The following is a 26,153-nucleotide window of genomic DNA, read 5'->3' as shown; positions in this document are numbered from 1 at the left end:
AGGTTGAGCCGATGAGCCCCCTTAGGTTGATCTGATGAGCGCAGACGCCACGCCGCGGCCCGAGCGGCCGCGCCTGGAACCGGCCGCGGTGGTCACCGAAGCCGTCCGGCTGCTCGACGAGCAGGGGTTCGACGCGGTGTCCATGCGCGCGGTCGCCGACCGGCTCGGGGTGCGGATGAACACCGTGCTCTGGCACATCAAGAGCAAGGCGCGGCTGCGCGAGCTGATGGCCGACGCGCTGATCGGCGAGGTCTCGCTGACCGACCTGCCGCAGGACTGGGAACCGCGGGTCCGCGAGCTGTTCCACCGCTACCGGCGCGCCCTGCTGGCCCACCGGGACGGTGCCGCCGTGGTCACCGGTACCTACGCGCCGGACCCGCACACGCTGCGGTTCGCCGACGAGCTCAGCGGCACGCTGCTGGGCGCCGGGCTCGGGCGGCGGGAGACCTCGTGGGCGGTGTGGACGCTGGTGTACTACACGCTCGGGCTGGTGCAGGAGGAGCAGGCGCTGCCGGGCGCGCACCGGAGCGGGCTGCACGAGGCGGTCACCGAACGCGACCTGCCGGGCCTGCACCGGATCTTGGACGAGCTGGACGTGCTGGACTTCGACGAGCGTTTCGACTTCGGCCTCACACTGCTGCTGACCTCGCTGCGGCAGCGCGCGGAGGTTTGAGCCGCCCCGGCCGTCGGCAAGCCTGCGGACGGAGTCCCGGACCGACCGGCAGGCCACCCGGCCGTCGGCAGGCCCGCGGATGAAGTCCCGGATTGGTCGGAACCACGATGTCCGCACGATATGAACAGTCCGCACGGCATGAACAGCCCGAACCGCAGGAGCGAGCCGACCCGCCGATCGGCCACGGCAACGAGGACGAGGGCTACGACGAAGGCTCGGGCGACCGGATCACCCCGGACACGCCCATCGGCGACGAAGACGACCGGTGGCGCCCGGAGCCCGGCGAGCAGCCGCACCCCCGCCACCTGCCCGCCGACATCCCCCCGGACGCCCCGGAGGAATGATCGGGGAACGTGGTACTAACACGTCTTCGCCTCGCTGTTCGCCAGGAGCGGTGCGGCGGTTCGCGACACCGCCGCACCGCGGTCGTCTCAGGCGGTTTCTTCGGTGCGGTCGGCGTCCCAACGGGTGTGGTAGGTGCCGTCGGCGTCGACGCGGCGGTAGGTGTGCGCGCCGAAGTAGTCGCGCTGCGCCTGCGTCAGCGCAGCGGGCAGCCGTGCGGCGCGCAGCGAGTCGTAGTACGCCAGCGCGGCGGAGAAACCGGGTGTCGGGATGCCGAGGTCGGCCGCGGTCCGCACCACGCGCCGCCAAGCGTCCTGGGCGTCGGCCAGCTCGCGGGAGAACTCCGCGTCCGCCAGCAGCGTCGGCAGCGCCGGGTCCGCGCTGTAGGCGTTGCGGATCCGGTCCAGGAACGCCGCGCGGATGATGCAGCCGCCGCGCCAGATCGTGGCCATCGCACCGAGGTCGATGTCCCAGCCGTACTCCCGGCTGCCCACCGAGATCATGTTCCAGCCCTGCGCGTAGGAGACGACCTTGGAGGCGTACAGCGCCTGCTCCACGTCCGCGGCCAGCCGCTCGGCGTCCTCAGTGGACAGCGCGGAGGCCGTTGGCCCGGCCAGTCCTTGCGCCGCCTCGCGCAGGTCCGCGTGCCCGGACAGGCTGCGCGCGAACACCGCCTCGGCGATCCCGGAGACCGGCACGCCCAGCTCCAGCGCGGTCTGCACGGTCCAGCGGCCGGTGCCCTTCTGCTCGGCCTGGTCCAGGATCACGTCGACGAACGGCTCGCCGGTGGTGCCGTCGGTGTGCGTGAGCACCTCGGCGGTGATCTCCACCAGGTAGGACGCCAGGCGGCCCTGGTTCCAGCCGCGGAACACCTCGGCGATCTGCGCCGGTTCCAGCCCGCCCGCGCGGCGCAGCAGGTCGTAGGACTCGCCGATCAGCTGCATGTCGGCGTACTCGATGCCGTTGTGCACCATCTTCACGAAGTGCCCGGCACCACCCGGCCCGACGTGCGTGCAACAGGGCGTGCCGTCCACGTGCGCGCTGATGCGCTCCAGCATCGGCCCGAGCGATTCGTACGCCTCCGCGGAGCCGCCGGGCATGATCGACGGACCGTGCAGCGCGCCTTCCTCGCCGCCGGAGATGCCGGTGCCGACGTAGTGCAGCCCGCGGGCGCGCAGCGCCTCGTCGCGGCGGCGGGTGTCCTCGAAGTGCGCGTTGCCGCCGTCGATGAGCACGTCGCCTTCTTCCAGCAGCGGCGCGAGCTCGTCGATCACGGCGTCGGTGGGGTCGCCCGCCTTGACCATGACGACCACCCGGCGCGGGCGTTCCAGCGCGGCGACGAGCTCCGCGGCGGACTCGGCGGGGGCGAACTCGCCCTCCTCGCCGAACCGGTCCATGAACTCGCGGGTGCGGCTGGGCGTGCGGTTGTGCACCGCCACGGTGTAGCCGTTGCGCGCGAAGTTGCGGGCCAGGTTGCGGCCCATCACCGCCAGGCCGGTGACGCCCACTTGCGCCAGCTTCGACATGAAAACCTCTTTCGGCGTCCGGTTGACTCACCCTGCCCAACCAGGCCGTCCACGGCGGTGTTCCCGAGTTAGGGCATCCAGGCGGGCGGGGTGCTCAAGTCCACAGGACCGCAAGTCCACAGTGCCGCGGCCGCGGCGGCAAACGCGGGATCAGCCGTCCAGCGACTCGATCGTGGCGACCGAAGGCGGCTGCGCACGCAGCTCGGCAGCGGTCCGCTCCGCCGCGTCGAGCACGCGGATCACGTTGCGGTGCGCCAACTTCGCCAGGTCGTCGTCCGACCACCCGCGGTCCAGGAGTTCGGCGAACAGCCGCGGGTAACCCGCCACGTCCGGCATGTCGTCCGGGGTGGTCTGCACCCCGTCGTAATCGCCGCCGATGCCGAGGTGGTCGATCCCCGCGACCTCCCGCATGTGGTCGAGGTGGTCGGCCACGGTGGCGGCGGTGACTTCCGGGCGCGGGTGCGCTGCCTCGTAGTCGGCGCGGAACCGCCGCTGGGCATCCGGGTCACCGGCGGGCCCGCGTGCTGCGAGTTCGGCCTCGTAGCGCTGGAACCACTCCCTGGTCGGCTGCGAGATGAACGACGGCACGAACGTCGCCATCGCGACCCCGCCGTTGGCGGGCAGCTCGGCCAGCACATCGTCCGGGATGTTGCGCGGGTGGTCGCAGACCGCGCGGGACGACGAGTGCGAGAACAGCACCGGCGCGCGGGTCGTGCGCAGCGCGTGGCGCATCGTGTCGGCCGAGACGTGCGAGAGGTCGACCAGCATCCCGAGCCGGTTCATCTCCCGCACCACCTCTTCGCCGAAGCGGGTCAGCCCGTGCGCGGCCGGTTCGTCGGTGGCCGAGTCCGCCCAGGGCACGTTGTCGTTGTGGGTCAGCGTCAGGTAGCGCACGCCCAGCGCGTGCAAGGACCGCAGCGTCGCCAGCGAAGAGGCGATGCAGTGGCCGCCTTCGGCACCCATGAGCGAGGCGATGCGGCCGCGGGCCATCGCGGCGCGCACTTCTTCCGCGGTGCCTGCCAGCTCCAGCTGCTCCGGATGGCGCGCGGCAAGGCGCAGCACGCAGTCGATCTGCTCCAGGGTGGCCGCGACCGCCCGGTCGCCTTGCAGGGCGGTTTGCACGTAGACGGACCAGAACTGGCCGCCGACGCCGCCCGCGCGCAGCCGCGCCAGGTCGGTGTGCAGGTGCTGCGACTGGTCTTGATCGATGTCCAGCCGAGCGAGGTCGTAGGCGTCGTGTTCGCGCAGCGCCCACGGCAGGTCGTTGTGCCCGTCGAGTACCGGGTGCCGATCGAGCAGCACACGGGCGCGCGCTGCTGATCCTCGCTCGTCGGGCATCGCTACCTCACGCTTCCTTCGCCACGATCACGACGTCGTGCTGTCTACCCCGCGGGCCGCCGGGGTTCAACAGGTCGTGCGCAGTGCGGCCGCCACAGCTCGCCGTCCCGTGCGGCTTTTCGGGCGACTCGAACCCCCTCGATGCATTGCGGCAACGGCATGTGATCACGCTCAGCGATCAGCCGAGCGGACCAAGATCACCGCAAAGTTGATCTTTTCCAGCGCAACGACTGTCGCCCACCACGGCGCACCGTCGCCGTACGAGTTCGGCGCGCAGCGGCCGAGCCGCTGGTCGGAATTGCGCCACCCGCCGAACGTGAAAGTTTTTCCTCGGAATCAAGAATGGATATTCGTTCCTGGCGAATTCAAAAAGTTGCACCGTCGGCCGGATTAATCACGCAGTGTGCTTCGCCATCGAGTACCGAGCTGCACCCGACTGTGGGTTTGTAGGCGTCCGGTTTGTGGCATAAAGTCGTGGTCGAGCCAGGACGGAAACTCGCCTGCCGGCACCCCGCCTTCCGAAACCCGCCTTCCGGGACCAGCCTTCCGACACCCCGCAAGGCGAACCTCGCACGGCACCGGCGCCGCGTTCGCCGGTTCCATTCGACCGCCGGGTTCCGGACCTCGTTCCGAGACCGCGGCCGCGAAGACCGGAAGGCGCGCATCGCGTTTCCGGCCGGGCTCGGCCAAATCCGCACACCGATCGCGAAATCTTGCCGCGCGCACCGGAAAACTCCCGAGGAGGAACACACGTGCATTACGGAACCGCACTCCGCGACGAGGTCGCCGGTTCGGAGATAACACCCCTGATCGGCGTTTACGACATGTTCTCGGCGTCCATCTCGGCCCAGCACTATTCCGGGATGTTCATTTCCGGGTTCGGCTTCGCCGCCTCGCACTACGGCCTGCCGGACATCGGTTTCATCGCCTGGCCGGACATCGTGGCGTTCGTGCAGCGGCTGCGGCTGGCGTTCCCCCGCCAGCACCTGCTGGTCGACATCGACGACGGCTACGTCGACCCGGAGGTCGCCTGCCACGTGGTCGAGCAGCTGGAGATGATCGGCGCCTCCGGCGTCATCCTGGAGGACCAGAAGCGGCCGCGGCGCTGCGGGCACGTGGACGGCAAGCAGGTGCTGCCGCTGGAGGACTACCTGGAGAAGCTGGAGCTGGTGCTGGCCACCCGCAAGGACCTGGTGGTCGTGGCGCGCACCGACGCCACCGAGGAGCCGGAGATCCTGCGCCGGGCCGCGGCGCTGGCCGAAACCGACGCGGACGTGCTGCTGGTGGACGGGGTGCGCAGCGTCGACTGGATCCACAAGGTCCGCAAGGTGATCGGCGACAAGCCGCTGCTGTTCAACCAGATCGCCGGCGGCAAATCGCCGCGCATCTCGCTGCCGGAATTGCAGGAACTCGGCGTGAACGTCGCCATCTACAGCACGCCGTGCCTGTTCGCGGCGCAGACCGCGATCCAGGACGCGCTGCACGAACTGCGCGCCAACGACGGCAGGCTGCCGGAGATCTCCGAACGCAGCGTGGGCGTGGCGGACTCGCTGGCGCTGTTGGAGAGCAACATCAGCCGGCACCACGTCAAACCGGTGGAAATGCCGGTCTGATCCCGCGCCGGAGCGGAAAGCGAACCATCGAGTGGGTCCGCTGCCCGGTGGAAATCGAACCGTTCCGCCGCTCGTGCAAACATCCGCATTCGGCGGAAAACGACGTCGTGGAGTTGCCGGAAATGATGTCCCGAATGGCGGCCCGGCTGAAGCCGGACCCCTATGTGCTGGCGCTGCTGCTCACCGCCGCAGTGGCCGCGATCCTGCCCGCCCGCGGCGGATATGCGATCGGGCTGGACCACGCGGTGACGGTGGCGATCGGCCTGCTGTTCTTCCTGTACGGCGCACGGCTGCCCGGCGGGGCCGCCTGGGAGGGAATCCGGCACTGGCGGCTGCACGGCGTCATTCTGCTGAGCACGTTCGTGCTGTTCCCGCTGCTGGGCCTGGCCTGCGCGGTGCTGGTGCCCGCCGTGCTGCCGCAACCGCTCTACCTCGGGTTGCTGTTCCTGTGCGTGCTGCCCTCGACGGTGCAGTCGTCGATCACGTTCACCTCGATCGCGGGCGGCAACGTTGCCGCGGCGATCTGCGCGGCCAGCTTCTCGAACCTGCTGGGCGTGCTGGTGACCCCGTTGCTGGCCGGCTGGCTGGTCTCGCGCACCACCGGCGGGTTCCCGCTGGACGCGCTGCCGGAGATCGTGTTGCTGCTGCTGGTGCCGTTCCTGCTCGGGCAGGCGTTGCGCCGGTGGGTCGGCGAGTGGGTGCGGCGGCACGGCAAGGTGCTCGGCCGGATGGACCGGTGCGTGATCCTGGGCGTGGTCTACACGGCGTTCAGCGAAGGCACCGTCGGCGGCATCTGGCACCAGCTCACGCCGGTGCGGCTGCTGTTGCTCCTGGTGGTCAGCGCGGTGCTGCTGGCGATCGTGCTCGCCGTGACCGGCCTGCTGGGCCGCTGGTTCGGGTTCAGCAGGCCGGACCGCATCGCGCTGGTGTTCTGCGGCTCGAAGAAGAGCCTGGCCAGCGGCCTGCCGATGGCCTCGGTGCTGTTCGCCGGACCCAGCGCGGGGCTGCTGGTGCTGCCGCTGATGCTCTACCACCAGCTGCAGCTGATCGCCTGCGCCTGGCTGGCCCGCAGATTCGCCGCGACGACGCCCGAAGCGGAGCCTGACGTGGCACCGGCAAGTCGTTGAAGAACCCTCGAATCCCTTGCCCCATCGGAAAAATCTCCTGGAAAGGAACTCCCTTGCGCCTCTTGCGCCAACTCGCCGCCTGCGCGGCACTCGCCGGAACCCTGCTGATCGCGCCGATCGGAGTGGCCCACGCCGGGCCGAGCAGCGACGGGCACAGCCACGCGGCGGGCCCGAGCGCGTTGAACCTCAGCAACAACGGCGACAGCCTGCTGGAGATCGACCGGACGCTGAACTTCAACTTCGGCGGCCCCGGCGCCACCGCAGGCAGCGACCACGATAATTGAGGGTCTCGGGGCGGTTTGCGTAGCGGTGCCGGTAGCGGAACCTCAGCGGCTCCGCCGCTGACAAGACGAGGACGAAACCGTGACCGTCGTCGTGACATGCCTCGGAAACGGGTCGCAGAGTGGTGCCGGGCAATGCGGTGCCGGTCCTGCGCACGGGCTCGTGGGCTGCCTGCCGCACCGGCTCGGTCGTACGGTTACCGGATGCGCATGGGCGCATCGAACCGACCGGAAGGGACCGACATGACCAGCGCTGACGTGCTCATCGACGGCTACGACCGGATCCGCGATGCGGTGCTGGAGGCCGTCGAGGGCCTCACCGAGCAGGATCTGGCGTTCCGCGTCGACGCGCAGGCGAACTCGATCGCCTGGCTGGTGTGGCACCTGACCCGGGTGCAGGACGATCACCTCGCGGGCGTGAGCGGGACCGATCAGGTGTGGCTGGCGCGCGGTTTCCGGGACCGCTTCGGATTGCCCTTCGACGAGGCCGACATCGGCTACGGGCACAGCTCCGACCAGGTCGCGGCCGTGCGCGCGCCCGCGAACCTGCTGACCGAGTACCACGACGCGGTGCACCGGCAGACCACCGACTCGGTGCGCAAGCTGACCGACGAGGACCTCGACGAGGTGATCGACCGCGGCTGGACCCCGCCGGTGACCCGCGGCGTCCGGCTGGTCAGCGTGCTGGCGGACGGTCTGCAGCACGCCGGGCAAGCGGCGTTCGTACGCGGCATCGTCGAACGCCGCTGACGCCGGTCGGCGTCGCCGCGGCGGTGCCGACCGGCCACCGCCGCGGCAGCCGCCGGTCTCGTTTCACCGCGGCGTCGGCTCGTTCACGTCAGCCGCTTTCGCCACCTGCGCAACCCGAGCTCGACGGCACGCCTAGATCTCGGCGACTCCGGCCAGGTAGGCCACCTGTGCCGGCTCGGCTTCCTGATCACCGTCCGGGTGCCATTGCGACGGCGTCACCAAACCCGGCGGGACCAGGTCGAACCCTTCCAGCAGCGCGGAGATCTGCGCGGGCGAACGCCAGAAGCTCGGCGGGTTCGCGTTGCGGTAGAGCTCGGCGACCCGGCCGGCGACCTCCGGTGGCACCGACTCCGGGGTGACGTGCGACAGCGCGAGGAAGCTGCCGGGCACCAGCGGTTCGGTGTAGCGGCGGACGACCTCGCGGGCCACGTCGTCGTCTTCGACGAAGTTCAGCACCGAGACCATCAGCACCGCGATCGGGCGGTCGAAGTCCAGCAGCTGCGTCACCCCGTCCGCAGTCAGCACCCGGTCGACGTCGCGCAGGTCCGCCTCGGTCACCGTGGTCCGCTCGACGTTGCGCAGCAGATGCCTGCCGTGCGCGACCGCGACGGGTTCGTGGTCCACGTAGGCGACTCTGGCGCGCGGGTCGAGCCAGCGCGCGACCTCGTGCACGTTGCCGACGGTCGGCACTCCGGAACCGAGGTCGAGGAACTGCTCGACGCCCTGTTGCACGCAGAACCGCACCGCTCTGGCCAGGAACGACCGGTTCGCGCGGATGGAGGTGACCGCGTCCGGCATCGCCGCGATCACCTGCCGGGCCGCATCCCGGTCCGATTCGAAATTCGTCGACCCGCCCAGGTAGTAGTCGTACATGCGGGCCGAGTTCGGCCGTCGCACGTCGATCTCGGACAGATCTTCGGGTTGCACCTCGAGCCACGTCATCGGCTCAACCTCCTCGCACCGCCGCACCACGAAGTTAGCGGGTGAACACGCTCGGCGACCACCACCGGGGCGGTTCAGTTCGCGGCGAAGCGCGCCAAGTCCTGCAGTGCGGCCACGATCGTCTCCGGCACGCTCGTGGGCTTGCGGGTCTCGCGGTCGACGTAGACGTGCACGAACCGGCCGACGGAGGCCGGTTCGGCGGCACCGTCGCCGAAGACCGCCAGCCGGTAGGTGACGCTGGAGCTGCCCAGTCGTTCCAGACCGAGACCGACCTCGATCCCGGCGGGAAAGCTCAATTCGGACAGGTAGCGGCACCCGGTTTCCACGACCAGCCCGATCGCGGGCAGCTCGCGGATGTCCGAGCCGGTGGCGCGCATCAGCCAGCCGTTGACCGCGGTGTCGAACCACGAGTAGTGCACGACGTTGTTGATGTGCCCGTAGACGTCGTTGTCCTCCCACCGCGTCGTGATCGGCCACAGCACGGTGAAGTCCGCACGTTCCGGGAACGGCTCGGCAAAGCTCGACATGCCGATAGATCCTATGTCTCCGGTGCTCCGCACCCGCGCGCACGGCGCACTCCCGCGAGCTGGGTGCGCCCGGGTTGTCGTTGTCCTGTCAGCGGCGGCGCCGCTGAGCGGGTGACCATCTACGACAACGGACCACCGGCGGGGTGCCGCTACCCGGACACCTCCGCAAAACGAGGTCCGATCTCATCGGGGTGGTTCGGCGACGCGTTGGGCGGCTGTCACCGCGGCCCGCCGGATGGTGTCCGGGTCGCGCCCGCCGACCTTGCCCACCGCCAGCGCGGACAGCGCCATCGAGCGGGCGATGCCCAGCAGCACCACGAGCAGGTCGGCGGCGTGCCACGACGGGTCGATGTGCCCGGTCGCTTGGCCGCTGCGGATCTCGTCGATCTTCGGGCGCAGCCCGCTGAACCGGATGTCGTCGCGGGTGAGGTCCACCGGTTGGTCCAGGTCCAGCCACGCCTGCAGCCGGGCGCTCTGCGGGTCGTGCAAGTAGTGGTCGAACAACCGGCCCACGTAGCCGGGGACGTCGTCGCCGCGCAGCGCGGTGCGTTCGGAGGTTTCGGCGACCCATCGGCTGGCGACCTCCGCGAACAGCTCCTCCTTGCTGGGGAAGTAGGCGTAGAGCCGGTCCTTGCTGGCGCGGGCGCCGGCGGCGATGCGGTTGATCCGCGCGCCCGCGACGCCGTGGCGGGCGAATTCCTCCTTGGCCGCGGCGAGGATCCGCTCGCGGGTGGCTTGGCCTGCTGCGCGCACCGGATCAGCCTACCTTGCCGAACCGGCTGGTTCGGGGATGCTGACGCCGGACCAACTGGCTCGGTGAGCGGCTCGGCGCCGGTGGCGCGCCGAGCTGTCGCGGCGCTGGGCAGCGCGGGAGCTTCGGCCGTGGCCGGGCTCGGCGCCCGGGAGACCACGGACCTGGTGATCACTTCTGCTGCAGGGCCGCGGCGATCGACTCCTGCGCCTGCGCCTTGCCCACTCCGAGCCCGGACAGCACGCCGGAACCGTCCTCCAGATCCAGCAGTGCGAGCAGGATGTGCTCGGTGCCGACGAAGTCGTGCCCCATCCGCAGCGATTGCCGGAAGGTGAGCTCCAAGGCCTTCTTCGCGCCGGAGTCGAACGGGATCAGCGGCGGCACGTCCTCGACCGGGTCCGGCAGCACGGCAGCAGCGGCGCTGCGCACGTCCTCGGCGGTGACCTGCTGCGCGGTCAGGGCCGTGACCGCCACGCCCTCGGGCTCGCTCAGCAGCGCCAGCACCAGGTGCGCGGTCCGGATCTCGGGATTACCGGCCGCGCGGGCCTCTTCCTGCGAGGCGACGACGACGTTGCGCGCCCGCGGGGTGAAGCGGCTGAAGCCCTGCGCCGGGTCGAGGTCGGAGACGCCGCCGGGATCCTTCGGCAGGAAGCGCTTCTGCGCGGCCTGCTTGGTCACGCCCATGCTTCCGCCGATGTCCGTCCAGGAGGCGCCGGAGCTGCGGGCCTGATCGACGAAGTGCCCGATCAGGTGGTCGCTGATCTCGCCGAGGTGCTCGGCGGCCAGCACCGCGTCGGAGAGCTGGTCGAGGACGTCGGAGCGGTTCTTCTTGATCGCGTCGATCAGGTCGTCGAGCCGGATCGACTGCGTTGCGGATTCGTTCGGCATGCGTCAACCATAAGTTGACGTCCCAGGTTCGTCAACGCTGCGTTGACGATCGACCGGCGGTGCCGCGCGGAGCGCGAACCGTGCCCGCCGACCACATCGCACCCAACCGTCCACAATGCTCGGACGGCGAATTCGCGGTCACCGAGCCGAAACGGCGAAGCGCACCGCGAACGGATTCAACGCGGCAGGCAGCGCCTCCGGACGCAGCGCGGGCGCGCTCAACCGGAAATCGTGCCGCCGCAACAACTTCCCGAGCACGGTGCTCGCCGTGAACAGCACCAGCTCCCGTCCCGGGCAAGTGCCCGGCCCGCCGCCGAACGGGAACAGCGACCAGTCCTGCTCGGCGCGGCCGTCCAGCCACGCCTGCGGATCGAACCGGTCGGCCTGCGGCAGCACCTCGTCATCGCGGTGGAAGAACGAGCTGAGGATCAGGGTGGCGGTACCGGCGGGCAGCGTGCCCGCGTCCCACTCGGTTTCGGTCGTGCTGTCCCGCAACACCACCGCCGTCGTCGGCCACAGCCGCACCGACTCCAGCACGCTCGCGCGGGTCAGCGGCAGGTCCTGCGGCCGGGCGAGATCCCGATCCGTCAGCTCGGCGCGCACCCGACCGGCCTGGTCCGGGTGCGCGGCCAGCAACGCGAGCGCGCGGTAGGTGGCCATGCCCGCCGGGTCGGAGGCGAACAGCCACTGCGGGACCTGCTCGACCGGAGCGGTCTCGGCGCTGGACGGGGCGGCGGCGACCAGCTCCGCCAAGCTGCCCGGCTCGGCCGCGTCCAGGTACTCCTGCAACCGCCGCGTGAACCGCTCGCGCACGTCGCCGCGTTTCGGCCGCAGGTAGGCCCAGTTCGCGTCGTAGCGCAGCTCGGTGAGCAGCGCGGTCAGCTCCCGATCGTCCCGCGCGGCGTCGCCGAGCACGATCCGCCGGATCGCGCGCCGCCACGCCTGGGCGAAATCGTTCCACACCAGCGAATTCCGCGATTCCGCGGTGCGCAACAGCTCGTCCGCCTCCTCGCCCGCCTTGCCGACGAGCCGGTCGGCCATCCGGTGCACCTGGTTGCCGGTGTCGAGCACGTCCTCGTTGAACCGCCGCCGGTCGGCGCGGTTCGCCCCGTGCGAGACCAGCACGCCGCGCGGCTGGAAGTGGTTCAGCGCACCGCGCTTTTCCACGTTGGCCAGCGCGAACGGCTCGGGTGAGCCATCCAGGACGCGATGCACGTGCTCCGGCGAGAGCACCAGCGCCACCGAGCGGAACGGCACTCGCAGCCGCAGCGGACCCGGACCGTAGCGGCGCCGGAATTCCTGCAGCAGCCGCACGGAACGCCGGTCCGTGCCGAGCCTGCCCGCCAGTTCGACCATGCGCGGGCGGCGGGCGATCACGCCTTGGGCCAGCATCGGGGCGATGGCGATCGCCGCGGCCCGCAGGGTGTCCGGGGTCGAGGCGCGGGGCAGGGACTTCGCGCCGGTGCTCGTCGCGGTCATCGCGCTCCAAAGCGAGGGGTCGCTGCGCCGCGGGTTACCCGTTGAGGCCGGTGTTATTCGCGCACCGGACAACCGCGCATCACTGCTGGGCAAATTCCCGACCACATCAGCAACTTCCGTCGCTGCCTTCGCAAGGTTGCACCGGCAGGTACCGTAGGCACCGGTTGAGTTCACAGCCGCGCACAGACGGAGAACGCTTAGGGCGCATCTCGGCGCTGTGGCTCACAGCGGCGCCGAGCGTCCTCCGCGATCGATCAGGAGGCGGCAATGCGTGTGGCTCAGAGCCCTCCCTTCCCGGAAGAGACGCACATCGGCGACGTGGACTTCACCGTCCCGGCCGCGCGAGACATCAGCCCGGTGCCGACTCAGGAACACGCCGAACAGGCATCGGCGCAAGGTCTCAGCATCGACGTCACGCGGCCCGACCCCGGCACGATCGTGCTGTCGGCGCGCGGCGAGATCGACAGCCACACGGTGCAACGGCTGCACGAGCTGATGTGGCACCGGCTCGCCTCGTGCAGCGAAGTCGTGGTGCTGGACCTTTCGGCGATCACGTACTGCAACACCAGCGGACTGCAACTGCTGGACCAGTGCCGGCTGCGGGCCGAGGAGCGCGACATCTCGTTGCGCGTCGTGCCCGACCGCTACGGGCTGCTGGCGCGGCTGCTGGACATCACCGGCACCCGGGAGCGCTTCGTGCTCTGGGCGAACGCGGTGACCGCGGCGCACGCGGAGTGATCCGCAGGCGCGTCGGCGCCGTCCGGCCGCCGACGCGCCTTTTCGTCCACATCGACACGGCGCGTTGCGTCCTGCTCGGACCCGGGGCGGCCGCTCAGACGGCCCAGTCGATCCCGATGTCCCCGTCGCTGACCAGCAGGAACTCGCAGCCCTCCACCGGATCGGCTTGCTCCGGCCCGTAAACGTGCCCGGCGCGGACACCGCGAACCGCATTGGCGCCGACCCAGCCTTCGTCCCCGAACCGCAGCGCGCCTTTGACCATGTAGTACGTCGTGTTGAACGGGTGGCTGTGCTCCGGGGCGGCGAATCCGGGCGGGAACCAGGCGTAGAAGACGTTGGGGGCCAGGATCTTGACCTGAGCGGCGTTCTCGCCGCCGGGCAGGTGCGGATCCTCATAGGGAACCCAGGGCTCCTCGTCGAGGACTTTCGCCCACACGGCGGGGGCGCTTTCGATGCTCATCGGACGGTTCTCCAGTTCGGTACTTCGCGAAAAGCACGAGCGTGCCGCGGACAGTGTGCACGCGTTCTGACCGGGAGATCCACCCGCCCCCTCGGCAATTTTTCGGCATATTCCAGAATGGCTATACCGATCGGACAATGCCGTCGATGGCGACCGGAAAGGCCTGCGAACTGCGAGGACGATCGGCCTGTTCGGCCCAACGCCGCGAGCGAAATGGCGGCACGACGTCCGGGCGTTCAGCGCAAGGGCGGCGACCGACCGCAGAACCGGGGCGAATCCAGTGCAAGGTCCGGCGCGAAAACGGAACCGAACGATTTCCGGCCGACAAGCGGGGCGCCGCCGCGACGACGCCCCGCTGGGATCAACGGCCGATGCTGCCCCGCAGCCCACTCGCGTACCGCTCCCCCGCGGTCGATCCGGGCGGGAAGATCCCGGAGAGCTCGGCGACCAGTTCCGCAGGCAGCTCCAGCCGCGCCGCCTCGATGTTCCCGTCCAGATTGGACTCCCGTCGGGTGCCCGGGATCGGCACGACGTCCTCGCCCTGCGCCAGCAGCCATGCCAGCGCCAGCGCCGCGGGCGTGGTGCCCAGCTCGTCGGCGCGCTCCCGCAACCGGTCGACCCTGGTGAGGTTCTCGCGCAGCGCCTCTTCCTCGAAACGCGGATAGCGCTGCTGGCGCGCGGAGAGGTTCTCCACGTCATCAGCGCTGCGGATCGACCCGCCGAGCACGCCGCGTCCCAGCGGCGAATACGCCACCACGCCCACGCCGAGCTCCCGCGCGGCCGGCAGCAGCTCGGTCTCCACGTCGCGGGTGAACAGCGAGTACTCCTCCTGCGTCACCGCGATCGGATGCACGGCGTGCGCCCGCCGCAACGTCTCCGCGCTGACCTCGGAGAGCCCGATGTGGCGGGCCTTGCCCTGCGCGACGATGTCGGCCAACGCGCCGACGCTGTCCTCGATCGGCGTGCTCGGGTCGACCCGGTGCAGGTAGTACACGTCGACGTGGTCGGTGCCCAGGCGCTTGAGGCTGGCGTCGATCGCCTCCCGGATCCGGTCCGGGTGGCCGAGCCCTTCGGCACCTCCGCCGCCGGTCTTGGTGGCCAGCACCACCCGCTCCCGCAGACCGCCGGACAGCGCCTGGCCGAGCAGCATTTCGTTGTGCCCGCGGCCGTAGACGTCGGCGGTGTCGATGTGCGTGATGCCCGCGTCCACGAGGTGCCGGATCAGCCGCTTCGACTCGGTGTCGTCGGCCTCGCCGTAGACCCCGGACAGCCCCATCGCGCCGTAGCCCAGCGCGCTGACCGCCGGACCGCGGGAGCCGAGGCGGTGCTGCGGGATCTCGTCCCGCCGAGCCAGAGACATCAGTTGGTCACCTTCCTGTTCGCCGTCGCCCGCACCGCCCGGCGCGGGTCGCTCTCCCAGCACAACACCGCGCGGGCCGTCCGGCTTCCAAGCCCTGGTCCGGCACTTCTCGGATGCCGGGAAATCGGCCTGGAGCCCCCGTGCGGCGAGCCACGCCCGCCGGTCCCGCGAACCGCGCGTTGCGTCCACCGCATCCGGCAGCCCCGACCGGCAGCCCGCAAACTCGCCGGTGCAGCGAGGACTTCGTCCGAGGAGGGCCGATGGCGCAACGACAGCGGATGATCATGGCGGTGACCGGGGCGGGCGGCACCCAGGTGGCGCGGCGCGTGCTGTCCGCGCTGGACCGCGACGAGCGGGTCGAACACGTGGACCTCATGGTCTCGCCGTCGGGCAGAAAGCTGGTGGCGCACGAGTTCGGCGGCACCGACGGCGACGATCCGGCGCGCCTGCTGCTCGGCGGCGACTCCGCCAAGGTCCGCGCGCTGGACCCGGACGATCTCGCGGGCGCACCGACCTCGGGCAGCTACCCGTCCACCAGCATGATCGTGCTCCCGGCCGCGCTGGGCGTGGTCGGCCGGATCGCGCAGGGCCAGGCGAACACGTTGATCGAGCGGGCCGCGGACGTGTGCCTGAAGGAACGGCGCTCGCTGGTGCTGTGCGTGCGGGAAACACCGTTCAACCTGATCCACCTGCGGAACATGACGCAGGTGACCGAGGCCGGTGCCGTCGTGTACCCGATGATCCCGACCTACTACAACGCGCCGCAGAGCGTCGAGCAGCTGCAGGAGGAGTTCACCGCGCGGCTGCTGGGATTCCTCGGCCTCGACCAGACCGACTACTACGCGTGGAGCGGCGACGACACTCCCGCCCACCAGGACCGCGCTCGCTAGCGCGGCGGCTTCGCCCTCAGCCGTTCCAGTTGCGGTAGAGGCGCACGGCGTTGCGCAGCGCCATCGTCACCGTCATCGGGCCGATCCTGGGAGCGAAGACTTCGGCGGCTTCGCCGATGTCGTCGGTGAAGTTCTTCATCGTGGAGAAGTTCACGCAGGTAGCGCCCGGCTTGATCTCGCCGGGCCCGACCAGCGGGAATTCCCGCGACGGCACGCCGGTCACGACCACGTCGGCCTGCGCCAGCGCCGCGGCGCGGTCGATGTCGGTGGCGCGGACCTCGGAGGTGCCCCGGTCCTTCGGCGGCAGGTACGACAGCGCGCCGTCGATGTCGAACGAGGTGACCTCGGCGCCGTCGTTGGCCATCATCGCCGCCAGCGGCTGGCCCACGATCTCGCTGCGGTTGAACACGCAGGCCCGCAGGCCGCTGAGCGGCTCGGGCGAGCCGGGCCGGGTCACCCCGGCCTCCTCCAGCAGCTTCAGCACGGCCAGCGGGGTGCACGGCAGCACCGCCCGCTTGGTGTGGCCGGTGTCGATGTAGCGGCGGTTCTCGTAGAGGCAGCGGCTCCAGAACGAGTGCAGCCCCTCGACGTCCTTGCGCGGGTCGACGAGTTCCCGCAGCCACCGGTCCTGCGCGAGCCCTTGGATCGGGTAGTAGATGAAGATCCCGTGCACCCGCGGGTCGCTGCCCGCCTCGTGCACGGCGCGCTCGATCTGCTCGGGCGGCAGCACGCGCTCCTCGAAGTGGATTCCGACCTGTTCGCAGCCGCGCCGGGTGTATTCGGCGTAGGTCTGGGTCGGACCCTCGCCTTCGACGCGGAAACCGGCCAGGCTCAGCGGTTCCGGGAGCGCGGCGACCTCGGCGCGGATCTGCGCGCGGTAGTTCTTGGCGAGGGCGCTGGGGTCAAGGACTCGAGCGGACACGGTTGTTCTCTAGCACAGCGGCCGCGCTCCTGCGATGCCGCCCCTGCCCGTTCAGCGGCCGTGCGCGGCGCTGTGACCTCGGATTCCGGAACGGGCGCCCGCGTCCAACCGGAACGCGTCGGTACCGGTGTGTCGGACATCAAGCGAGCCGCCCGAGTGCGCGATCAACACCCGATCCAGCGATGCGGGCGCCCGCCGAAGCGGTCGATGATCTTGCGGTAGCTGAAGTCGATCAACGAGAAGGCGCCGATGCGACTCCGACTCGGACCTCCACTGTGGACGATCGCGGCGGCGGCCGCCGCGCTCCCGCTGGGCACCGGCAACGCCGCCGCGGACCCGCTGCTCGAAGTGCGCGACGTCAAGGGCGTCGACCTCGGGCACGTCGAGGAGGGCATCGCCCGCGACGTGGCGCGCGACCTCGCCCGGGACCTGGCGCGGGACCTGGCCCGGGATCTCGCGCGGGACCTGGCCCGCGATCTCGGCCGGGACCTGGCCAAGGACACCGCCCGCGACCTGGCGCGCGATGCGGCCAAGGACCTCGGCCGGGACCACGAGCTCGTCCGGCGAACCGTCGGAAAGGTCGTCGACCACGTCTGAACGCTCGGCAGGCCGCAGCGCTCACGTGTTGGGACGGTCTGGCCGAACCGCACCTGCGGCTGGTGACCTTCCGGCATGTCCGCACAACTCCGGTTCGGCGTCTGGGCGCTGGTCTACGGCAACTGGGCCTCGTTCCACCACCCCGAAGACCCCGTCGACGCCTCGTGGGAACGCAACCGGCGGCAGATCCTGCAAGCCGAGGAACTCGGCTACGACAGCACGCTGCTCGCCCAGCACGTGATCAACCCGTTCGGCGAGCAGTACGACCAGCTCGACACCTGGACCGCCGCCGCGGCACTCGCCGCGCTCACCGAGCGCATCGAGATCATCGCCGCGATCAAGCCGTACCTCTACCACCCGGTGGTGCTGGCCAAGCAGGCCTTGCAGATCGAGGAGATCAGCCGCGGGCGGTTCGGCATCAACCTGGTCAACGCATGGTTCAAACCCGAGCTGGAACGCGCGGGCATCGGATTCGCCGAGCACGACGAGCGCTACGCCTACGGCACCGAATGGCTGCGGGTGGTGCGCGGGCTGCTGGCCGGTGAGCGGGTCAGCTTCCGCGGCGAGCACTTCCACATCGACGACTACCAGCTCAAACCGGCCAGCGGGCACCGCGACCGGCCTGCCGTCTACGTCGGCGGTGAGTCGGACCCGGCGCGGGCGCTGGCCGCGGATCTCGCCGACACCTGGTTCATCAACGGCCAGCCGCAGCAGGACGTGCGCGCGCTGATCGACGACGTCGCCTCCCGCCCGCGCGAGGGCGACCCGCTGCGGTACGCGCTGTCGGCGTTCGTCATCGCCCGCGAAACCGATGCCGAAGCGCAGGAAGTGCTGGCCTACCAATGGGAATTGGCCGAACAGGGCAAGCGGGCGTGGGACGGGCTGGTCGCCAACGCGGACCCGAAGGCGGTCATGTTCCACACCTTCGCCAAGCATCCGCACATCGGCACCAACGGCGGCACCGCGGCCGGTCTGGTCGGCAGCTACGACGCGGTGGCCGAGCGGATCCTGCAGTTCCGCCGGCTCGGCATCGGCACGCTCATGCTGCAGTTCCAGCCGTTCGAGTCCGAACAGCGCCGGTTCGCGCACGAAGTCATCCCGCGCTACCGGCGGCTGGAGGGAGCCGGTTGACCGGCGCGTCCGTCCACTTCGGACTTCGCGGTCCTGGCGTCGGTCCGGCGGCGAACGAACCGTTCGCCCGGTACTCGGCCCACCGCGGCCGGATGCATCCGCAGCGACGCGGCCGCGAAGCCGCATTCCAGCGTCCATCCGGATGAACGACCTTGTGACCGCGCTGCGCTGATCACTAGCGTGATGCCCCTCTCGCAGGTGGTGGATGGGGGTCACACATGACGAGCGCGGAACCCTTTCCGAATCGGCCGATCCGGGAACTTCTGGGCCGCGTTCCCGGATATTCGTTCGCCGGGGACGGCGTGCACACCGCGGTGGGCAACCACACCCGCACCGCGCTCGACCTGCCGATGCCGAGTCCGCTGCTGAGCTGGGCGAGGACCTACAACTCGCGCGGACCCGGCTCCGGCCGGCTCGGACGCGGTTGGACGTCCACAATGGACGCAAGGCTGGATTTCGAGTCGTCCGAAGGAATCGTGCTGCACCACTCGGACGGTCGCGCGCTGACCTTCCCGCACCGTCCGGACGGCACCCACGGGCGCGCGACCGACCTGCCCGCCGAGCTGCGCGAGCAGGCCGAGTCCTGGCAACTGCACTTCTTCAGCGGCGAGGTCTGGGAGTTCGACGCCGCCGGGCGGATGCGTTCTCGCGCCGCCCGCGGGCAACGAGTGGACTGCGAATATGATTCGGCCGGGCTGCTGATCTCCGCGGTGCACTCGGCCGGATTCCGGTTGGAGTTGTCCTACGGCGCGGGCGGCCTGCTGCGCCGGATCGTCGCCGACGACGGCCGCGCGGTGCATTACGAGTACGGGACCGCGGGCGTCGCGGACGCAGCATCGCCGGACATCCCGGTGTTGAGCTCGGCCACCACCCCCGGCACCGGCGCGACGAGGTACGACAGCACTCCGGCCGGGCTGCTCGCGCGGGTCACCGACGCCGACGGCGTGGTGCTGGTGCGCAACGACTTCGCGGACGTGGCCTCGGGAGACCCCGCCGACGGCCGAGTGGTGCAGCAGGTTCTCGCGGGCGAGGTCGAAGTCCGCTTCTCCTACGACGACGCGAACCGCACGACCGCGGTGCACGGCCCGACCGGGGCCCGGACCGAGTTCGGCCACGCCCCGGACGGCCGCCCCGTGCGTGTCACCGACGCGCTCGGAGGCACGACTTCGCTGCGCCGCGACGAGGACGGCCGACTCGTCGAGGGCAGCACCGCGGGCGGCACCGCGTTCGCACAGCACTACGACGAAGCGGGCGACCTGGTCACCGAAACGTTCGGGGACGCCACCACGAGCTGGACCCACGACGAGGCACACCGGATCACGAGCGTCACCGACCCGGCAGGCCTGCGCACCCTGTTCACCTACCACGGCGACGAGCGGATCCCTGCCACGATCAGCGACCCGTCCGGCGGCATCACGCACCAGGTCGTGCAGGACGGGAAAGTCCTCCGCACGCGGCGCCCCGCCGGCGGGATCTGGTGGTACGAGCACGACGACCGCGGCAACCTGGTCACCGCCACCGCACCGGACGGCACCAACACCCGCTACGAGCACGATGCCGCAGGCAGGCGCGTCGCCGAGACGAACGCCCTCGGTGAGCGGATCGAGTACCGGTACGACGACGCCGGACGGCTGGTCGGCACCACCGGCCGGGACGGCATCGTGCGGCAGCGGCGGTATTCCGCGGCGGGCAGACTGCTGAGCACGAGCGATCAGGAAGGCACGCGCAGCAGTCGCGAGTACGACGCGGCGGGCCGGTTGGCCGCGACCACCGGCCCGCTCGGCACGAGCACCAACTACGGCTACGACCGGGCGGGAAACCTCGCAACGGTCACCGGACCCGCCGGTGAGCAGGTCACGCTCGCGCACGACGAGCTGAACCGGATCACCGCCGTGACCGACGCGGTGGGCGCCACCACCCGCTACGAGTACGACGCCGAGGGCAACAACACCAGCGTCAGCTCACCGGCGGGCACGGTGCGCAAGGAGTTCGACCAGCGCGGCAACGCGGTCGTGGAAACCGACCCCGGCGGAGCCGTCACCACCGTCGACTACGACGCGCTGGACCGTCCCGTCGCCGTGACGGACCCGGCCGGAGCGACCTGGCGCACGCAGTACGACGACCCCGCCGGGGTCGTCACCGAGACCGGCCCGGACGGCGCGGTCGCGATGCGGCGCCACGGCCCGGACGGGCGGACTTCGGTGCGCATCGATCCGCTGGGCAGGCGCACCGAATACCACTACGACGACAACGGCCGGATCACCACGATCACCGATCCGGAGGGCGGGCGGACCCGGTTCGAGCACGACGCCGCGGGACGGACGACGGCGGTGCGCACCCCGGCCGGCCTGGTCACCCGCTTCCGGTACGAACACGGGCGGCTCGCCGCCGTGGTGGACCCGCGCGGCTGGATCACCCGGTACCGCTACGACTCGCGGGGCAGGCGCACCGAAGTGATCAACCCGAGCGGGATGCGCACCCGGTTCGGTTACGACGCCGCCGGGCGCCTGGTGAGTCGCACCGACGCACGTGGTGGCACCACCCGCAACCACTACGACGAACTCGGCAACCTCACCGAGCTCGTCGACGCGAAAGGCGTCAGCACCCGGTTCACCCACGACGCCGCGGGCAGGCGGACATCGGTGACCGACCCGCTCGGGCGCACCACTCGGCGCGAGTACGACGCGGCGGGGAACCTGGCCACGCTGATCGAACCTTCGGGGCTGCGGCAGCACTTCGAGTACGACGCACGCGGCAACCTGCTGCGCCGCCACGGCGAAGACGGCGCCGAAGTGCGCTACACCTACGACGCGGCGGGCCGCCGCAAGAGCATGTCCGACAGCACCGGAACGACCGGCTACGACTACGACACGGCCGGACGGTTGCGCACCGTCACGTTCCCGGACGAAGGCCGCCTGGTCGCCGATTACGACGCGGCGGGCCAGCGCACCACCTTGCACTATCCGGATGGTGCGGCGGCGCACTACCGCTACGACGGCAACGGCAGACTCGTCGGCCTGCGCGACTCCGACGCCGGAGAAGCCGTCTACGCCGTGGACCCGGACGGGCGGCTGGTGACCGAGCAGCTGCCCGGCGGCTGGTCGCGGCGCTACCGCTACGAAGGCGGGCTGCTGGCGGAGTTCGCCGAGAACCGGGCGAACGTCCCGGCGATCCGCACCGAACTTTCGCACGACGCCGACGGGCGGATCACCGGCCAGGTCGATCACGTCGGCGCGGACGCGACCGGTGCGGAAGAGGTGCTGCGGCACGCCTTCGGTTACGACCCGGGCGGCCAGCTGGTCTCGATCAGCTCGCGCACGGCGGACGGTTCCGCGGACACCCGCATCGCCTACGACATCGCTGGGAACAGGACCGCGGTGGTCCGCGAGGGTGCGCGGACCGGTTACCTCTACGACGCGGCGGATCAGCTCGTCGCCGTCGAGCAGGAAGGCAGGCGGATCGCCTACCGCTACGATCCGGCAGGCCGGTTGCTCGAACAGCACGACGGCGACCGCCGACAGGTCATCGACTACGACGGCCTCGGCCTCCCGCGGGTATCGACGCGCACCACCGCGTGGTCGTCGGAGCGAGCCGAGCTGCGCTACAACGGCGACGGCCTGCTCACCGAGCTGGAGTCGCGCATCGGCGACGACGCGGCGCCGACCTCGGTCGACTACCGCTGGAGCGTGGGAGACCGGCTGCCGCAGATCCTTGATCAACGGGTCCGGACGGATGCCCGGCAGGACGACTCCTCACCGGTCGGCGGACGGCTGGCCGGCGCCCGATTCACCTATGGCCAAGGCCGGGCTTTCGCCACCACCGCGCAGAATTCGGTCGTGTTCGCCCGGGACGCCTTCGGCTCCACCGTCCGCACCGAGCAGACCCGGCCGTGGGCGCAGGCCGAGCGCTACGGGGCGTTCGGGGCGCTCGAGGCCGAACCGGACCGCGCGCCGCTGTCCGCCCCGGAGATTCCCAGGTTCGGCTACCGCGGCGAACTGTCGCTGGCCTCCGACGTCTACCTGCGCGCCCGCTTCCTCGACGGCGCGGTGGGCCGGTTCCACGCCCCGGACCCGGTCGCGCTGATCGGGGCGAGCAGCCAGGCCAACAACCGCTACCAGTACGCGGAAAACGATCCGTTGAACCGCACCGACCCGACCGGGGCGTGGGCGGTCGCCGACGCGCGCGGCGGGCTGCTGGCGCAACTTGCCGCCACGGGCATCGGAGGATGCGGCAACTGCTCGGGCGATCCGGGCAACGGTTTGGAACGGCACTGGAAGTGCTTCCAAGACCAGGCTTGTTTCCGCGTCCGCGGCTACCGGTTGACCGAGGACGCGCTCGACGCGGATCCGGACACGCTCAAGGACCTCTACTACAGCCGCAGGCCCGAGCGCGCAGCCCAGGCTTTGACGATCAACAAGCTCAACGCGGAACGGGCCGGCGGGTGGGATTCGTTCTGGGGCGGCGTGTTGGACTACACGCCGGTCAGCGAGCGGGTCGACTGGGAAGTCGGCCCGCGCGGGACGAACCGGTTCCGCGTCGACATCACCACCGAGGAACGCGACATCTTCGAGGTCAAACGCTGGGCGGGGCCGGCCACCGCGGTGGAGGTGACCGGGCAGCTGAACGGCTACGTGCTCAGCGCGGGCTACTGGGGCGTCGATTTCGAGCCCAGCGACGAGCTGACCGAGTGGGCCTCCGGCTTCGACGTGACCACCGGGTTCTTCTCGTACTTCGAGACGCCGTGGACCAATGACACCGTTTTCGTGTGGGGCCTGGGCAATCCGGACGGGCACATCTACTTCGCCGAGAACGACCGGGCGAGCGACGACGTGCAGTCGAAGGCCTACAGCGAAGGCGGGCCGCTGACCGAGCTGCCCGAACCCGTCATCCCGATCCCGATCCGTCCTGTTCCGGTGCCGGTCGTGCCGTGACGGCTACGGTGTCCGTTGCCCGTTCGGCCGGTTGCCCGTTCGGCCATCGCACTGAGGGGACGGCATGACGATCGACATCCGGCGCGGTACCGCGCAGCTGTTGCGGGGCGACCCAACGGTCACGCTGCTCGTGCGCACGTCCACCGGCCCGGAGGTCACGCGGGCGCTGCGGGCGGCGTGCGCGGATCTGCGCGAGCTGGGAACTTCGGGCGGCGACGAGCCGGAGGGCCCGAAGTACGTCTCCGAGCCGATGCGCTCCCCCATCGGCTCGCTGATCATGGTGGACTTCGGCGAGGACCTGCCGCTGAGCGAACGGGAACGGACGCCGGACCTGCTCGCGCACCGGCTGGACGAGCACGGCGTGACCGACGCCGAGATCGGTCCCGCCCCGGCCATCGGAGACCGCTACACCGCGCTGGACGCGTTTTCCCCGATCGCGCGCGGCTGGCTGCGCGGCCGTGCGGGCCCGGATTCCCCGCGAGTGGCCGACCGGCCCGGTGCCGAGGTCGTCGACCTGGCGTTGCGCTGGTTGCCGAGCGACCAGGACGAACATCAGCTGCTGGGCGTGTTCGGCTCCGCCGAGGTCGAACTGGCGAGGCAGGACCTGGCCGCTGCGGTCGAGGCGAAATTGCGGACCGACGGCGGGATGACGCTGCTGTCGACCGACTTCAGCACCGGTGGTTTCGCGGTCGGGATGGGCGATTTCTTCCGGCACGGCGCGACGATCGGGGCGGCGGGGCCCGCCGTCGACGTGCCCGAAGCGTTGCGGGCGCAGCGCGAGCTGATCCGCGCGGGCAGCGGTGCATTGGCGTGGGGCTGCGCGGGGATCGCCGAGCGGGATCGGCTGTTCCCGTACGCGCATCCGCACCAGGCGTCCGCGAAGGTCCGGCCGACCCGGCCGTTGTGGTACCAGCTGCTGTCCGAGGAACTGCTCGCTGCGCTCGGAGGCCCGCCGGAAGGCAGCAGGATGCTGCCGGACGGCCGGGTGGAGCTCACCATCGGCGAACCCGAGCAGTGGCTGCCCGGGCATCCGGATGGCGCGGCGATGCTGCGGCGGGCGCGCGAGCTGCTCAGCCCGGGGTGATCGGTTCTTCGGAGGTCGCGCTGGCGCACCCGGCATCATCTCTGCTCGCCGCGTACAGCACCGCGACCGGAGGCTGCTGCGGCGCGCGGCGGGCCGAGTTGATCCCGCTCAGCTCAGGTGCTCGGCGAAGAAGTTCCGCACCCGCTGCCAGGCGTCCTCGGACGACTCGTGGTGGTAACCGAAGCCCAGCACCCGGGTCAGCGGCCCGAACGGGCCGACCGGCAGCTGGTTGGCGAAGCTGTGCCCGGCTTCCGGGTACTCCTTGACGTCGTGCGGCACGCCCAGCTCGGTCAGCTGCGAATCCAGCTTGTCCGCGGCACCGCGCAGCGTCGGGTCCTTGCCGCCGAAGCTGGCCACCACAGGGCAAGACCCGGCCAGCACCTCGGCGTCCGAAGGCACCTGCCCGTAGTACGGCGCCGCGGCCTGGAACCCGCGCGGCGCGGCCAGCAGCGCGAAGCCACCACCCATGCAGAACCCGGCGACGCCGACCGCGCCGGTGCAGTCGGACCGGCTCGCGAGCAGCTCGCGAGCCGCTTCGATGTCCTCGAACGCTCGGCCGCTGCCCTTGCTGAGCTGGCCGAAGACCGAGCGCACGCAGCGCGCGAAACCGCCTCGGCTGTAGAGGTCCGGCGCGATCGCGAGGTATCCGGCGGAGGCGAACCGGTCGGTGATGTTCTTGGTGTCCTGGTTCAGCCCGAAAGCGTCGTGCACGACCACCACGCCGGGCCACGGCGCTGCACCGGAGATCGACGGATACGGCACGGACAGGTGGCCTTCGAGCCTGCCGTCCGCGGTGGGGATCTGCTCAGTCATGGCACCGAACCTCGATGGTCGTCCAGCTGTGGTGTGCGTGGCGGGGCCGCGGGACCTTCCCGGCCGCTTCCGGCGCACCGGTCCGGGTACGGCCACGCGCGAGCGTCGTGCCCGGCCCGCGCCGCTGGGCATCACCGCGTGCGCCCAGGCGATGCCTTGCGGCGCAACGGCTCCGCCGAGCAGACCCTACTAGGCGTAGGGCGAAGTTTCGGGCCTGCCGCACGCCGACCTCGTATCGACGCGCCCTTGCGCCGTAGTGACCGAAACATGCATATTGGTCATTACCGTTCGGGAGGAGGACCCGTTGCCCAGACCGCTGATCCCGCACCGCGCCTCGGTCATCCTCGACCGCGCCGAGGAGCTGTTCTGCGCGAACGGCTACGACCGCACGAGCATCGCGGAGATCTCGGCGCGATCCGGCATCGCCAAGGGCGCGGTGTACCGGGAATTCCCGAGCAAGGGCGCGGTGCTGGACGCACTGCTGGTGCGCAACTCGCAGCGGATGCTCGCCGAAGTGCGCGCCGGGGTCGAAGGCAGCAGCGGACCGGTGGGGCTGGCCGCGGCATACCGGTTCGGCATCCGCGCGCTGCTCCGGGACCCGCTAGCGCGCGCATTCCTGCAAGCCGACACGGACGTGCTCGGCAGCTACATCCGCGACCGCACGGACGACCGCTACGCAGCGCGCGTCGCGTGGGTCACGCGCTACCTCGACGAGTTGCAGCGCGCCGGGGCCGTTCGCGGCGACGTCGACCCGGAGGACGTCTCGATCGCCCTCAGCGCGCTCACCGTCGGCGTGTTCTCCATCGGCCCGCTGGTGGGCGGGCTCAGCGACGATCGGCTGGAACCCGTCCTGGACGTGATCACCGACATGGTCGAAAGCGGGTTGGATCGGACCGCGGCCGCGCGCGACGACGGGGCGACCCGCCGGGCGCAGCTGCACCTGCTCGATCGCGTGCAGGAGCAACTTGGGAGTCCGGCGGAATGATCCGC

24 protein-coding genes are annotated in these 26,153 nt (G+C 70.8%); 13 read left to right on the top strand and 11 right to left on the bottom strand.

The features are described 5' to 3' along the window. The first annotated feature begins 34 nt into the window (after positions 1-34). Positions 35-673 (top strand): TetR/AcrR family transcriptional regulator C-terminal domain-containing protein, encoded by a 639-nt coding sequence (locus V1457_RS18365; protein WP_338595752.1) that lies wholly within the window; start codon positions 35-37, stop codon positions 671-673. Between the two features lie 107 nt (positions 674-780). Continuing rightward, positions 781-1,017: a hypothetical protein gene (locus V1457_RS18360; protein ID WP_338595751.1), complete on the top strand. Its 237-nt coding sequence runs from the start codon at positions 781-783 to the stop codon at positions 1,015-1,017. 87 nt (positions 1,018-1,104) lie between these two features. Here V1457_RS18360 and gndA read toward each other — a convergent pair whose 3' ends face one another. Both gndA and V1457_RS18350 read right to left on the bottom strand, forming a co-directional pair. Continuing rightward, positions 1,105-2,541, bottom strand: coding sequence for an NADP-dependent phosphogluconate dehydrogenase (gene gndA, locus V1457_RS18355; RefSeq protein WP_338595750.1), 1,437 nt, complete (start codon positions 2,539-2,541; stop codon positions 1,105-1,107). A gap of 150 nt (positions 2,542-2,691) precedes the next feature. Beyond that, positions 2,692-3,879 (bottom strand): dipeptidase, encoded by a 1,188-nt coding sequence (locus V1457_RS18350; protein WP_338595749.1) that lies wholly within the window; start codon positions 3,877-3,879, stop codon positions 2,692-2,694. A gap of 752 nt (positions 3,880-4,631) precedes the next feature. Between V1457_RS18350 and V1457_RS18345 the strand changes: the two genes are divergently transcribed. From V1457_RS18345 to V1457_RS18330, 4 genes are all read left to right on the top strand, one after another. Then, complete coding sequence (locus V1457_RS18345; protein ID WP_295149960.1) at positions 4,632-5,492, top strand: oxaloacetate decarboxylase; 861 nt, start codon at positions 4,632-4,634, stop codon at positions 5,490-5,492. A 125-nt stretch (positions 5,493-5,617) separates the two neighbouring features. After that, a complete protein-coding gene (locus V1457_RS18340) occupies positions 5,618-6,619 on the top strand; it encodes a bile acid:sodium symporter family protein (protein ID WP_338605034.1) in 1,002 nt (333 codons plus the stop codon). Positions 6,620-6,672: 53 nt separating this feature from the next. After that, positions 6,673-6,903 carry a hypothetical protein gene (locus V1457_RS18335; protein WP_200069632.1) on the top strand — a complete coding sequence of 77 codons (231 nt, stop codon included), beginning with the start codon at positions 6,673-6,675 and terminating at the stop codon, positions 6,901-6,903. Between the two features lie 240 nt (positions 6,904-7,143). Then, positions 7,144-7,650, top strand: coding sequence for a mycothiol transferase (locus V1457_RS18330; protein ID WP_200069633.1), 507 nt, complete (start codon positions 7,144-7,146; stop codon positions 7,648-7,650). A 132-nt stretch (positions 7,651-7,782) separates the two neighbouring features. On the opposite strand, the gene V1457_RS18325 is transcribed toward V1457_RS18330, so the two are convergent. The 5 genes from V1457_RS18325 to V1457_RS18305 all read right to left on the bottom strand — a co-directional run bounded on the left by V1457_RS18325 (position 7,783) and on the right by V1457_RS18305 (position 12,237). Beyond that, a complete protein-coding gene (locus V1457_RS18325; RefSeq protein ID WP_338595748.1) occupies positions 7,783-8,592 on the bottom strand; it encodes an SAM-dependent methyltransferase in 810 nt (269 codons plus the stop codon). A gap of 74 nt (positions 8,593-8,666) precedes the next feature. Continuing rightward, a complete protein-coding gene (locus tag V1457_RS18320) occupies positions 8,667-9,119 on the bottom strand; it encodes a thioesterase family protein (protein WP_200069635.1) in 453 nt (150 codons plus the stop codon). Between the two features lie 183 nt (positions 9,120-9,302). Continuing rightward, positions 9,303-9,872, bottom strand: a complete 570-nt coding sequence (locus tag V1457_RS18315) for a TetR family transcriptional regulator (RefSeq protein ID WP_200069636.1) — start codon at positions 9,870-9,872, stop codon at positions 9,303-9,305. Positions 9,873-10,041: 169 nt separating this feature from the next. Continuing rightward, positions 10,042-10,758 (bottom strand): Clp protease N-terminal domain-containing protein, encoded by a 717-nt coding sequence (locus tag V1457_RS18310; RefSeq protein WP_200069637.1) that lies wholly within the window; start codon positions 10,756-10,758, stop codon positions 10,042-10,044. A 138-nt stretch (positions 10,759-10,896) separates the two neighbouring features. Then, a complete protein-coding gene (locus tag V1457_RS18305; RefSeq protein WP_338595745.1) occupies positions 10,897-12,237 on the bottom strand; it encodes a cytochrome P450 in 1,341 nt (446 codons plus the stop codon). Positions 12,238-12,504: 267 nt separating this feature from the next. Here V1457_RS18305 and V1457_RS18300 point away from each other — a divergent pair, with 267 nt between their 5' ends. Further along, positions 12,505-12,975 (top strand): STAS domain-containing protein, encoded by a 471-nt coding sequence (locus tag V1457_RS18300; protein WP_338595744.1) that lies wholly within the window; start codon positions 12,505-12,507, stop codon positions 12,973-12,975. A 94-nt stretch (positions 12,976-13,069) separates the two neighbouring features. Here V1457_RS18300 and V1457_RS18295 read toward each other — a convergent pair whose 3' ends face one another. Then, a complete protein-coding gene (locus tag V1457_RS18295; RefSeq protein ID WP_200069640.1) occupies positions 13,070-13,435 on the bottom strand; it encodes a hypothetical protein in 366 nt (121 codons plus the stop codon). 361 nt (positions 13,436-13,796) lie between these two features. After that, on the bottom strand, positions 13,797-14,795 hold the full coding sequence (locus V1457_RS18290) for an aldo/keto reductase (RefSeq protein ID WP_338595741.1): 999 nt from the start codon (positions 14,793-14,795) through the stop codon (positions 13,797-13,799). A gap of 260 nt (positions 14,796-15,055) precedes the next feature. Here V1457_RS18290 and V1457_RS18285 point away from each other — a divergent pair, with 260 nt between their 5' ends. Next, entirely contained in the window at positions 15,056-15,685 is a 630-nt protein-coding gene (locus V1457_RS18285; protein ID WP_338595739.1) for a UbiX family flavin prenyltransferase, read from the top strand. A gap of 16 nt (positions 15,686-15,701) precedes the next feature. On the opposite strand, the gene V1457_RS18280 is transcribed toward V1457_RS18285, so the two are convergent. After that, positions 15,702-16,607, bottom strand: coding sequence for a bifunctional methylenetetrahydrofolate dehydrogenase/methenyltetrahydrofolate cyclohydrolase (locus V1457_RS18280; protein WP_200069643.1), 906 nt, complete (start codon positions 16,605-16,607; stop codon positions 15,702-15,704). A 249-nt stretch (positions 16,608-16,856) separates the two neighbouring features. Here V1457_RS18280 and V1457_RS18275 point away from each other — a divergent pair, with 249 nt between their 5' ends. The 4 genes from V1457_RS18275 to V1457_RS18260 all read left to right on the top strand — a co-directional run bounded on the left by V1457_RS18275 (position 16,857) and on the right by V1457_RS18260 (position 24,350). Further along, positions 16,857-17,204, top strand: a complete 348-nt coding sequence (locus V1457_RS18275; RefSeq protein ID WP_200069644.1) for a hypothetical protein — start codon at positions 16,857-16,859, stop codon at positions 17,202-17,204. 75 nt (positions 17,205-17,279) lie between these two features. Next, a complete protein-coding gene (locus V1457_RS18270; RefSeq protein ID WP_200069645.1) occupies positions 17,280-18,335 on the top strand; it encodes an LLM class flavin-dependent oxidoreductase in 1,056 nt (351 codons plus the stop codon). 218 nt (positions 18,336-18,553) lie between these two features. Next, entirely contained in the window at positions 18,554-23,266 is a 4,713-nt protein-coding gene (locus V1457_RS18265) for a DUF6531 domain-containing protein (RefSeq protein ID WP_338595736.1), read from the top strand. 64 nt (positions 23,267-23,330) lie between these two features. Next, positions 23,331-24,350, top strand: a complete 1,020-nt coding sequence (locus tag V1457_RS18260) for a hypothetical protein (protein WP_200069647.1) — start codon at positions 23,331-23,333, stop codon at positions 24,348-24,350. Positions 24,351-24,458: 108 nt separating this feature from the next. Here V1457_RS18260 and V1457_RS18255 read toward each other — a convergent pair whose 3' ends face one another. Beyond that, complete coding sequence (locus V1457_RS18255; protein WP_200069648.1) at positions 24,459-25,163, bottom strand: dienelactone hydrolase family protein; 705 nt, start codon at positions 25,161-25,163, stop codon at positions 24,459-24,461. 304 nt (positions 25,164-25,467) lie between these two features. On the opposite strand from V1457_RS18255, the gene V1457_RS18250 reads away from it, so the two are divergent. Continuing rightward, complete coding sequence (locus V1457_RS18250) at positions 25,468-26,148, top strand: TetR/AcrR family transcriptional regulator (protein ID WP_200069649.1); 681 nt, start codon at positions 25,468-25,470, stop codon at positions 26,146-26,148. Positions 26,149-26,153: the final 5 nt, after the last annotated feature.

Origin of the sequence: Saccharopolyspora sp. SCSIO 74807, assembly GCF_037023755.1 — a bacterium.
GTDB lineage: Bacteria > Actinomycetota > Actinomycetes > Mycobacteriales > Pseudonocardiaceae > Saccharopolyspora_C > Saccharopolyspora_C galaxeae.
The sequence above is the reverse complement of the archived record's forward strand: the minus strand, read 5'-3'. Positions and strand labels throughout refer to the sequence as shown.